Raw genomic sequence first — 10937 nt, 5'->3', positions numbered from 1 at the left:
ACGACGAATACCTGAAAAAGCAGCCCGCCGCGTAGATCAACCTAATAGAGACTGTCCGGATTTAAAAGGGCACATCAAGGAGACCGTCGGGCACACGGTGCGTCATCTGGTGGTGGTGCCGGTGCGAGCCGACGCCCACCGAGCGGATCAGCTTCTTCCGGCGTCAAGCCTCACTGGAGACCACGCTCCGTCGCCGCCGCATGTGCACCGGAGGCAATCTTGAAACAGTCCCCTGGTCAGCCTGGAGCGGCGGATACCCGCATGGCACAGGCATGATCGCTCTTGTCGTTGAGGAAAACCTGGGTGCGTCCCTTCGGATCGAGGACCACGGGGGCGGCGCCGTCGCTTTGCTGGACGGTGTGGGTGTCGAGTTCTTCGCCGTTGGTGGCGTCGTGCAGGGTGGGGGAACAGTTCCCGGTGCCGTTGAAGTCCACGACCTGTACGGTCACGCGGGTCGGGGTGGTGAAGGCGGCGGTGTCGCCCTGGTTCGCGGGTTGGGTGAAGGGCAGTGTGATCGTGCCTGTGCCGGCGAGCGCGGTGACCAGGCATCTGGGGTCGTTCACCTCCCATTGGAAGCTGCCGATGGCCGATATCTGGAAGGTCCAGGTCCCGTACAGGTCGGTCGCGTTTCCGATTTCCTTGCCGTTGGCGTCGCTGTCGCGCAGTGTTACGGCACAGCCGTGGTCGGCCTTCTCGATTGTGTTGTGGATGGCGATCCGCCACGGCGCGTCCGCCCGGTATCTGGATGTCAGCGCGGTTGGTGCCGGGTTCGGCGTCGTGGTCTGCGTCCTTGCTGGTGTCGCGGACGGTGGTGTTGATCCTGGGGCCGTGTTGCTGCTGTGCGAGCCGTTGCTGTTACCTGCGCCTGTGTGGGATCCGGCCACGATCGCCGTTGCTATGAGGGCGAGCGCCCCCGCTACCGCATAGGGCCAGCGACGCCGCCGCGCCGGCGCCGGGGTTGGCGTCGGGGTCGGGGTTGGCGTCGGGGTCGGGATCGGCGTCGGGATCGGGATCGGCGGGTGGTGCCAGGCCGGCGGTGGAGCCGGTCCGCCGGCAACCCTGAGGTCCGGTGGCATAACCCGGGTGACGTCGTCGGTCGTCGCAGTGGTGTGCGCAGCCGTCGGTGCGACGGCACCGCCGACGAGGTCGGCGAGTTCGTGGCGCAACGCCTCGGCGGTCGGTCGTGAGGCCGGTTCGCGGGAAAGCGTGCGTCGGACGAGGGCTCGTAGCGGTGCCGCGACCTGGTCGTAGTCGATGTCGGGCTCGGCGGACCGGACGCGGTCCAGGACCACCTCGGCCCGGCCGCCGCCGAACGGCGCCCGACCGGAGGCGGCGAAGCAGACGAGCGCGCCCCAACCGAACACGTCGGTGGCGGCGCTGGCTTCGCCGCCGGCGGCCTGTTCGGGGGAGAACCAGGCGGGGGTACCGATGAACTGGCCGGTCGCGGTCAACGGACGGGCATCGGCTGCCGCCGCGATCCCGAAGTCGATGACCTGCGGGCCATCGGTCGTCCACAACACGTTGGATGGCTTGAGGTCGCGGTGCACCAGCCCGACGGCGTGAATGCCGGCGAGCGCTTCGGCGAGGCCCGCGGCGAGGGATTGCTGGGCGGCGGCGGGCAGCGGACCATGGGTCCGTACCCACCGTTCCAGGTCCGTGCCGTCGATGAACTCGGTCGCCAGCCACGGCTGGTCGCTCTCGAGCTCGAAATCGACCAGTCGAGCCGTGTGGGTGCTCCCGACCCGGAAACAGGCCTGGATCTCGCGCTGGAACCGGACCCGGTAGTCGGGGTCATCGACCAGCTCGGCGCGGATCAGTTTGAGTGCGACCCGGCCCCGCGGTCCTTCGGCCAGGTAGACGACACCCATGCCGCCACTGCCCAGCCGGCCGACGAGCCGGTGCGGACCCAGCGTCCGGGGATCCGATGACTGCAACGGTCGCAACGGAACGGCATGCTCATCCGGCATCACGATCACTCCTGGTTCTCCTGGCGCCACGGCCGCGCCGTCCCGCCCCCGGACATGCGTGCGGGCATCCCAGGGCCGTGCCCTGAGTGCGCCGGAGGTCGGCCGGGGTGGGATCGGCGGCCGGCCGAGGGAGCGTGGCGTGGTTCCCTCGGCTGGTTGTCCGGTGGCTAGGTGAGGTTGAGGGTGATGTCGGCGTCGTTGGTGTCGCCGAGGGTGTGGACGTGGATGCTGCCGGTCGCTCCGGCGAAGCGGCCGGAACCGCCTGTGATCGTGGCGTCGAAGTCGCTGTCGCTACCGGTGCTCGTCGTGTCGAGCGTCGAGTCACCGAAGGTCGCCGTCGAAGTGCAGTGGCTGTCGAGGTTGGCGCTGTCCGCCACCGCGGCGTCGGTCCGGTGTGTGCGTGCTCCCGCATGGGGACTCCTCGTGCTGTCGATCGCCGGCGACCGCCGGCCTGCCGGCACATCGTGGAGTTGGGCGTGTCCCGCCCACACGGGGGCGGATTCCCGGGTCGATCGGGAGAATTTCCCGGGTCGGCGGGATCAGCGGACGTGCACACTGACCGAGTGTTCTTCCGCCGCGGCGGCGTCCGGCCAGCCGGCCGGGACGCTCGCCGGCTCCCCGCTCATGCCCTGGCCTTCGCTGCCGTCGTCCTCACGGCGGCCGGCGTCGCGCTGACCATCGCCAACCGGCACGCGGGGGTCACGGTCACCGGGCAGCGGTCGGACAGTCCGTGGACCCAGGTCGTGCCGGTCGCCGGCTTCGTCCTCGCGGGCTGGTTACTGGCCACCCGACGTCCGGATGTCGTCTTCGGCTGGCTGGCACTGGCCGCGGGCGTCGGCCACGGGCTCGCGATCGCTGGTATCGAGTGGGCGATCTTCTCCCACGATGGGCGCCACCTGCCCGGTGCAGGGCTGGCGCTGTTCGCCGCCGGGCTCGGTGAGCCGGTAGAACCGGTGGTGATGGCCACGACGTGGGCGGCGTTCCCGACCGGACGTTTCCCGCCTGGCCGGATCGGACGGGCCGCCGTCGCCAGCGTGACGCTGTGTGTCGCCGGCTGGGCTGCCGGGCTGCTCGGCCCGCACACGATCCCCGATGCGACGCCCGCCTTCGCCGCTCTACGCAACCCGGCGGGGATCGACGCGTTGCCCGACTGGCTCGGGATGGCGCTGTTTCCCGCGGGACTACTGCTCGGCTCGGTCGTGATGATCCTGCGGTGGCGGCGCGCGCACGGCCGAGAGCGTCAGGTACTGCGCTGGCTCGGGGTGGTCAACATCGGCGGGATCGTGCTCACCCCGGTCATCGTCGCGCTCCCGGCCGGCCAGGTACTCGGCTCGATCACCACTGTGCTGCTTCTGATCGTCGTCGTCGCGGTCGTGCTCGCGAACCAGGTCTACGGGCTCGACGTCGTCCTCAACCGCGCTCTCGTCTACACCCTTCTCGTCGCGGTCGTGGCCGGGGTCTACGCGGCCGGGGTGGGGCTGCTCGCGCTGCTCGGCCTGCGAGCCGGCGGGCCGTGGACGGTGGCGGCCTCACTCGGCGCGGCCTTCAGCCTTGCCCCGGCCCGGTCACGGATCCAGCGGCTGATCAACCGCTTTCTCTACGGCAATCGCGACGAGCCGTACGCGGTGGTCAGCCAGGTGGCGTCCCGCCTCGAAGCCGCAGGCACCGTCGAGCAACTGCTGCCAGGCCTGCTCGAGGCCGTCGTCGAAGCCCTGCGACTGCCGTGGGTGGCCGTCGAGATGCGTGGCGACCACGAAGCCGCCCGTCGCATCACCCACGGAGACGACGCCGAGCGCGCGGACACGATCCGGTTCCCTCTCATCCACCAGGGCCGCGATCTCGGATCGCTGGTGGTCGCGCGGCGCGTGGGGCAGGCCGAGCTGGACTCCCGGGAGTCCCGGCTCATGGAGCACATCGCCGGGCAACTCGCGGCTGCCGCGAGCAACGTCCTCCTGACCGAGGACCTGATCCTCTCGCGGGAACGGATCGTCAGCGCGACCGAGGAAGAACGCCGTCGGCTGCGCCGCGACCTGCACGACGGTCTCGGTCCCGTCCTGACCGCCGCCGCGACCAAGATCGACGCCGCGCGTAACCTCGCCCGCCGCGACCTCCCGCGAGCCGATGACCTCCTCGGCGGGGTCCGGCGTGACCTGACCACCGCGCTCGACGACCTGCGTCGCCTCGTCTACGCGCTGCGGCCCCCGGCCCTCGACGAACTCGGGCTACTCGGTGCGCTGCACGAGCAGCTCCGCCATTCCAGCGTCCCGGTGACGCTCTCGGCGCCCGACGTGATGCCCGACCTGCCCGCCGCTGTGGAGATCGCCGGATACCGGATCATCACCGAAGCCGTCACCAACGTCACCCGGCACGCCCACGCGTCGCACTGTGTCGTGTCGATCGAATGCGGTGAGCGGCTGACAGTGGAAATCCGCGACGACGGCACGGCCCGGACAGCGTGGACGGCCGGCGTAGGCCTGACGTCCATGCGCGAACGGGTCACCGCGCTGGGCGGGAGCTGGGCCGCGGAACCCACTCCCGACGGCGGCCGGGTACGCGTCGAACTCCCGCTCTCCCTCGCCGGCAGCGCCGTCACCGCGCCGCCCCCCATACCCGCCCAGATCACCACGGCCACCACACCGATCGGCACCGCCTGATGACCGAGAACACCGGCCCGGTGCGGGTCCTGATCGTCGACGACCACCGCATCGTGCTCGAAGGCCTCGCCGCCCTGCTCGACTCCGTCGACGGCATCGAGGTCGTCGGCGAAGCCACCTCCGGCGAACAGGCCGTCGCGCTCGCCGGTACCGCCAACCCGCACGTCGTCCTGATGGACGTCGACATGCCCGGCATCGGCGGCGCCGAAGCCACCCGCCGGATACGCGCCACACACCCCGGCGTCGCGATCCTCATGCTCACGATGTACGGCGAAGACCAGTTCGTGTTCGCCGCACTCCGCGCCGGCGCCCGCGGCTACCTCCTGAAAGGCGCCCAGCAGGACGACGTCATCCGCACCATCGGCGCCGTCGCCCGCGGCGACGCCGTCTTCGGAGCCGACATCGCCGAACGCATCCTGCGCGCATTCACCAACCCCACACCGACCGCCGCTCCGTTCCCCGAACTCACCGACCGCGAACGCGACGTACTCGGCCTCGTCGCCAACGGCTGGCCCAACAACCGCATCGGCCGCAACCTTGGACTCACCCCCAAGACCGTCGCCAACCACGTCTCCAACATCCTCACCAAACTCAACGCCCCCGACCGCGCCGCCGCGATCCTGCGAGCCCGTCGCGCCGGCCTCGGCGAACCCTAAGGAGCCGTATTAGAATAACCTGATTATTCTATATCAGGCTGCCGAGACGTGATCATGTAGTTCCATTCGCCGTGGAATTCGTCGCGTTCGACCGGGATCTTCTCCTGTTCCTTTTTGGAGAGTTTGATCCCCGTCGGGTAGTCGGCGGGATCGAGTGCGCACCGGACGACGAGGCCTGTCGTGGTGGTCGTGTTGGCGATGAGGTTCACTACGGTCTCGTAGGTCGTGAGCGGCCGGCCACGCCAGTTGACGCTGATGTACGAGAACAGTCTGTGTTCGATTTTGTTCCACTTCGAGGTCGCTGGCGGGAAATGGCAGACGGTGATCTCCAGGCCGGTCGCGGCCGCGAGCCTGGCGAGTTCCTGTTTCCACAGCCAGACCGTGTTCCCGTTCGACCCACCACAGTCGGCGGTGATCATGAGCCGCTTCGTGTCCGGGTACTTCTCCCGGCCCATCTCGTACCACCATTTCTCGATGGTTCCGACCGCGAACCGCGCCGTGTCGCTGGTGACCCCGACCGAGACCCACGCGGAGTTGTCGGCAACATCGTAAACACCGTAGGGAATAGCTTTCCCGTCGGCAAGGTAAGGAAAGTCGTAGGCGCTCACCTCGACTGGCTCACCCTTACGGTGCCATTCCCTGCCGCCCTGCTGGAACGACCCGACCAGCTCCTTCTTCTTCGTGTCCACACTGATCACAGGGTCTCCGGCGGCCATGAACCTCGCCGCGGCGGCATGGATGTGGCGGAACTGGGCGTCACGATCCGGGTGCCCACGCCCCTCATGCCTCTTACGCGTCCCCTGAAGGCTGTACCCCATCGATTTCAAGATGTAGGCCACCACGGTATGGCTGACCGGATGACCCATCCCGGTCAACTCGACCGCAAGCTTCCGGGTCCCCTTCGTCGTCCACCGCAGCGGCGTCATCGGGTCCCCACGGCTCTCCGGCTCGACCAGACCGTCGAGAGCCTCGACGACCTCCGGATCGGCCTCCTCGACTTTCTTACGGCCGCCGCCCGGCGCGCGCACCCGGCCAGTGGGCCTCAACGACGGACCGGAGGCCTCCTCCAAGCCCCGCTTGATCGTGTTCCGGGCAGCACCCGTCGCACTGGCAACAGCCGCAATACCACCATGACCCCACGAATCCGCCTCAACACCCATCGCGATCCGCCAACGCCGCTCATCCAGATGAGGCCTCTGCGCCTCCAGACGGGCCCTCATCGCGACAAACTTCGCCGAATATTCATCCACCACGAACATGACCCTACCGAGGCAATCACAGGGGAATCACATTCATAGATCAAATGATCAACTTATTCAATGGCGCCCCCTAACCACCAGAACATCGCTCCTATCCGGCATCGTTCCGGGTGACCGGGCCGTCTCGGAAACGCCCGAGGCCGGCTGGAACCCAGTCAGCCCAGGGCCCACAGCCGGACCGACTCATCGGAGTTGCCGCCGCTGGCCAGGGTGCGGCCATCCGGCGAGATGGAATCAACCGGGGTTTACTGGAAACCTGTCTTCCACATATTGGAAGACAGGTTCGAGTGCTGGCTTCTCAACGCCGCGCATGTGCGTAACGCACCAGGCCGGAAAACGGATGTGGCGGACGCGGCGTGGCTCGCGGACCACGAACGACGAAACGGGGCCGGACCAGGGTGATCCTGGTCCGGCCCCGTGGTCGTGCCGGTGCCGGGGCCGGCAATAGGGTCTCCGAAGGGGTCAGGAGCCGGTGGTCCGCCAGGTCAGGCCGACGGCGATCGGGTCGTGGTCGGAGAGCATGACACCCGAGGAGTTGAGGAAGTCGGCGTGCTTGTTGGCGTAGGAGGTCGCGGTCAGGGTGACCTGCGCGCTGCCGCGGTAGAGCACCTTGTCGACGACCTCGCAGGTGTTCGTGATCGCGTTCTCGTCGCAGAGCAGGGCGTCGCTTCCGGGCGCGGGTGCGGAGCCGCCGCGCACGAGCTGGACCCAGGCATCGGTGAGGCCGCCCGCGGCGGCGAACGAGCCGATGGTGTCCCCAGCCCGGGTGTAGCGGCTGTTGGTGTCACCGAAGACGATCACAGGCTGGCCTGCCGAGTGCGCGGCGATGTACGCGCCGACCTGGTTGAGGTTGGCCGCGCGGGCGGTCTCGTCGTCGCGGCTGGTGCCGGCGTCGGTGTGCAGGTTGTAGACATCGACCGTCACTCCTGGGGCCAGCGTGACGCGGGCGAAGGTGAATCCCTTCGGGGTAAGGCAGTCGCCGCCGCTGAGGCTGCACGTATTCCACTTGACCCGCTGGAAGCTGGCGGTGTCGTACGGAAACGATGAGAGGGTGTTCAGTCCGCTGCCGATTCCGGCTCCGCCGCTGGTCGGAGTCCGGTACGGATGGTTGTCCGCCGCATACAGAGCAGCGTGGTAGTTGAAATCCTCCTGAACGTTGACGATGCTGTACGGTCCGATGCGCTGACCGATTGCCGTCGTACTCTGCTGGCGCGGCGAAGGGGCACTCGACAGCAGTTCCGGAAGGCCGGCGATGTTGTAGCTGAGTACCGCGAAGGACCCGCTGGACCCAGTCGCGGCGTGCGCGGCCGGGGTGGCCGCGAGGCCGAACGCGACAGGTGCGGCAACCGCCAAGGCGAGCAGGACACGGTAGGGCGAACGCCGGGCCTGACGGCGTCGGAACAGGGTGGGCGTGCTCATCGCTACTCCGTTTCGAGGGTTCGGACAGGGAATGGCGGCAGGCCATACCGGTCATATCCGGCGTCGAGGAACGTATGTGCTCAGCGCCGAGCGGTCAAACGATCGAGAAACTGCTACCCGTGCCCGGTCCCGCGCGTCTCTGAAATGTTCCCCGGAGATTCTGGAGAAGGTCATCCCCGCGTTCACCGGTCGTTCTTTGAAAGCGCCCGCCCCGCTCCGCTACGACGGCGGTGCCGGCGCCGCTACCGGCCGGCAGCCACGGAGGTCGCGGGCCGCTGGGCCGCGATCAGATCGCGGTACCAGTACCAGGAGTCCTTCGGCGTCCGGGCCAGGGTTGTCCAGTCGACGTGGATCAGCCCGAAGCGCTCCTGGTAGCCGGCCGCCCACTCGAAGTTGTCCAACGCCGACCACACGTAGAAGCCGCGGACGTCCACCCCGTCCGCGACCGCGGCCGCCACCGCGCGCAGGTGCGCGTCGAGAAACCGGATCCGCCGGGTGTCGTGCACCCGGCCGTCCGCGTCGGGCTCGTCGTGGAACGACGCCCCGCACTCGGTGATGATGACCGGCGGCAGGTCAGGGAAGCGGGAGTGCAGCTCGTCGAGGATGCCGCGCAGCCCGGACGGGACGATCGCCCAGCCGAAGTCGGTACGCTCGACGTCCTCGATCGGCACCGGGGAATATGGCAGCCCGGCGGGGATGTCCACCTCCAGCACGCCGCGGTAGTCCTTGCCGGGGCGTGGAGCCTCGATGCGGGTGGGCTCGTAGTAGTTCACGCCGTAGAAGTCCAGCGGGGCGGCGATCACAGCGAGATCGGCGGCGAGCTGCTGTTCACTCAGGCCCGCTCCGAGGGCGACGCCGGCGGCGATGTCGTCGTGCGGGTAGCGGCCGCGCAGGATCGGGTCGGAGAACGTCCAGTTCGTCAGCGCCGCGAAGGTCTCCGCCGCCTCGACGTCCGCGGGGTCGTCCGAGGCCGCGATCACCGGGAAGTGCTGGCTGACCACCCCGACGCGGCGCGCGCCCGCCGCCCGCAACGCGGCGACGGCGAGGCCGTGGGCGAGCAGCTGGTGATGGGCGGCGGGCAGCGCGTCGAGCCCGAGCCCGAGCCCGGGTGCGTGGTCGGTGAGCGCGTGCCCGTAGAGGGTGTGGACGTTCATCTCATTCAGGGTCAGCCAGTCCTCGACCCGGTCGGCGAGCCGCTCGGCGACGACGGTGGCGTACGCGGCGAGCGCCTGCGCGGTCTGACGCGCCATCCAGCCGCCGGCATCCTGCAACGGCTGGGGAAGGTCCCAGTGGTACAGCGTCGGCACGGGGCGGACACCCGCGGCGAGCAGCGTGTCGACGAGGCGGTCGTAGAAGTCGAGCCCGGCGGGGTTCACCGGGCCCGTTCCGTCGGGGATCACGCGCGGCCAGGCGATGGAGAACCGGTAGTCCGCCACGCCCGCGTCCGCGATGAGCCCGATGTCGGCGGCGAACCGGTGGTAGTGGTCGGTGGCGACGGCCGGGGTATCGCCGGCTCGGACGGTGCCGGGGCGCGCGGCGAAGGTGTCCCAGATGCTCGGCCCGCGGCCGTCCTCGGCGGTCGCGCCCTCGATCTGGATGGCCGCGGTGGCCATCCCGAACCGAAACCCGGCAGGGAGACGGGGAAAGTCGGAGATGGCCTCTGCTCCTTGGTACGGGCTACGGCTGGCGGCGGTCACGCGGGTGCTCCGAGCTGCCAGCGCGGGGCGGAGCCGATCCGCCGGACCAGCGGAAGGACCAGCGCGAGCACGGCGGCGGGCAGGAGGAAGGCGACGCCGAGGTCCGGGCCGGTCGCGACGAGGCCGAGCAGCACCGCGCCGGTGACCGCGCCGCCGTAGTTGAACAGGTTGACCCGTGCGATGATCTCGTCGCCGCGGGCGGGCAGCAGCTCCCCGGCGGCGCCGAAGGCGAGGGGCACGAGGATGCCGGCCGTCAGGCCGGCGGCGGCGAAGCCGACGACCGCGCCGGCGAGGTGCGGGACGGCGGCCACGACGGCGCAGCCCGTGATGCCGGCTCCGAGGGCGATCGCCGCCATCGTCAGGCGGCCGAGCCGGCGCGACGCCGGATCGGTGGCGAGCCTGGCGAGCAGGAGCGTGGCCTGGTACGCGGCGTAGCCCAGCGGGGTCGCGGCCGCGGTGACGCGCAGACCGTCGTCCAGGTAGACGGTGCTCCACGTGGAGACGGCGGAGTCGATGACGAAGGCGGCGAACACCAGGGCTCCGATCGTCCAGATCCCGCGGCGCGGCAGGGGCGGCAGGTCGGGGCCGCCGGCGGTGGGGCGCTCGCCGCGGGACGGGTCGAAGCGGCGTGCGCCGACCGCCATGACGCTCGTGGCCAGTACCGCGGCGAGCAGCAGCCCGGCGACGGCCGCCCCCAGGGCGAGCAGCCCGGCCATGATCAGGGCGGCGGCGATCGCCGCGGCCGTGTTCGTGGCGTAGAGGCGCCCGAGCAGGGGAGTGCCGGCGCGGGTCTGGACGAGCACGCCCTGCATGGCGGCGGACGCGTCGCAGACACCGAGGCCGACGCCGTACACGGCGATCGCGGCGACGAACACCGCGACGTTCGGCGCGACGGCCGCGCCGAGAAGGGCCACGGCCTGCGCGGCGAGCCCGGTGCACAGCGCCCGACGGCTGCCCCGGCGGGTCGCGATGGCGTCGGCGAGCAGCGAGCCGCCGGCGGCGGCCAGGCAGGTGCCGAGCAGGACCGCCGACACGGCGGCGTCGCCGAGGTCGAACCGGTCCTTGAACGAGGGCAGGGCGGTGACGACCATGGCGTAACCGGCCCCCTGGGCGGCGTACGCCGCCGAGACGCTGCGCAGGGCCGCATCGCCACGCAGGGCTGAGTCGCCGCGCGGCGCCGCATCGCCGCGCGGGGCGGGGCGAGCCCCGGTCACCAGATTTGCGCCGTGGATGCCCCGGTCTTCAGGCCGGGGAGGAAACGGCGCCTCACGCTGGAACACATACG

General features: G+C 70.0%; 8 protein-coding genes and 1 pseudogene. 3 read left to right on the top strand and 6 right to left on the bottom strand.

Features of this window, described 5'->3' with window-relative positions:
• Nucleotides 1–236 precede the first annotated feature (236 nt).
• Nucleotides 237–1967 carry a serine/threonine-protein kinase gene (locus tag MXD95_RS06270; protein ID WP_250639588.1) on the bottom strand — a complete coding sequence of 577 codons (1731 nt, stop codon included), beginning with the start codon at nt 1965–1967 and terminating at the stop codon, nt 237–239.
• A gap of 167 nt (nt 1968–2134) precedes the next feature.
• Entirely contained in the window at nt 2135–2344 is a 210-nt protein-coding gene (locus MXD95_RS06265) for a hypothetical protein (protein ID WP_250639587.1), read from the bottom strand.
• A gap of 171 nt (nt 2345–2515) precedes the next feature.
• Here MXD95_RS06265 and MXD95_RS06260 point away from each other — a divergent pair, with 171 nt between their 5' ends.
• Together MXD95_RS06260 and MXD95_RS06255 are read left to right on the top strand one after the other, a co-directional pair.
• Complete coding sequence (locus MXD95_RS06260; protein ID WP_250639586.1) at nt 2516–4621, top strand: sensor histidine kinase; 2106 nt, start codon at nt 2516–2518, stop codon at nt 4619–4621.
• The gene (locus MXD95_RS06255; RefSeq protein WP_250639585.1) at nt 4621–5277 is read left to right on the top strand and encodes a response regulator; all 657 of its coding nucleotides are present in this window, start codon (nt 4621–4623) and stop codon (nt 5275–5277) included. Before MXD95_RS06260 ends, MXD95_RS06255 begins: the two co-directional genes overlap by 1 nt.
• 23 nt (nt 5278–5300) lie before the next feature.
• Here the strand turns inward: MXD95_RS06255 and MXD95_RS06250 are convergent, their stop codons facing one another.
• Nucleotides 5301–6497 (bottom strand): ISAzo13 family transposase, encoded by a 1197-nt coding sequence (locus MXD95_RS06250; RefSeq protein ID WP_250639589.1) that lies wholly within the window; start codon nt 6495–6497, stop codon nt 5301–5303.
• Between the two features lie 267 nt (nt 6498–6764).
• Here MXD95_RS06250 and MXD95_RS06245 point away from each other — a divergent pair.
• A pseudogene (locus tag MXD95_RS06245) lies at nt 6765–6905 on the top strand (IS110 family transposase); the annotation flags it as partial.
• A 93-nt stretch (nt 6906–6998) separates the two neighbouring features.
• On the opposite strand, the gene MXD95_RS06240 reads toward MXD95_RS06245, so the two are convergent.
• The 3 genes from MXD95_RS06240 to MXD95_RS06230 all read right to left on the bottom strand — a co-directional run.
• Nucleotides 6999–7955, bottom strand: coding sequence for an endonuclease/exonuclease/phosphatase family protein (locus tag MXD95_RS06240; RefSeq protein WP_250639584.1), 957 nt, complete (start codon nt 7953–7955; stop codon nt 6999–7001).
• Nucleotides 7956–8197: 242 nt separating this feature from the next.
• Nucleotides 8198–9652: a GH1 family beta-glucosidase gene (locus MXD95_RS06235; protein WP_250639583.1), complete on the bottom strand. Its 1455-nt coding sequence runs from the start codon at nt 9650–9652 to the stop codon at nt 8198–8200.
• Nucleotides 9649–10937 (bottom strand): MFS transporter (locus tag MXD95_RS06230; protein ID WP_250639582.1); only part of this gene is annotated, 1289 nt, incomplete at its 5' end. The genes MXD95_RS06230 and MXD95_RS06235, both read right to left, overlap by 4 nt.

The organism is Frankia sp. AiPa1 (assembly GCF_023243075.1).
In the GTDB taxonomy this organism is placed as follows: domain Bacteria; phylum Actinomycetota; class Actinomycetes; order Frankiales; family Frankiaceae; genus Frankia.
The sequence above is the reverse complement of the archived record's forward strand: the minus strand, read 5'-3'. Positions and strand labels throughout refer to the sequence as shown.

Excerpts from the sequence above, each read along its gene's own strand:
- MXD95_RS06250 (WP_250639589.1), bottom strand. The coding sequence starts at position 6,497 with ATGAGGGCCCGTCTGGAGGCGCAGAGGCCTCATCTGGATGAGCGGCGT.
- MXD95_RS06255 (WP_250639585.1), top strand. The coding sequence starts at position 4,621 with ATGACCGAGAACACCGGCCCGGTGCGGGTCCTGATCGTCGACGACCAC.
- MXD95_RS06270 (WP_250639588.1), bottom strand. The coding sequence starts at position 1,967 with ATGCCGGATGAGCATGCCGTTCCGTTGCGACCGTTGCAGTCATCGGAT.
- MXD95_RS06240 (WP_250639584.1), bottom strand. The coding sequence starts at position 7,955 with ATGAGCACGCCCACCCTGTTCCGACGCCGTCAGGCCCGGCGTTCGCCC.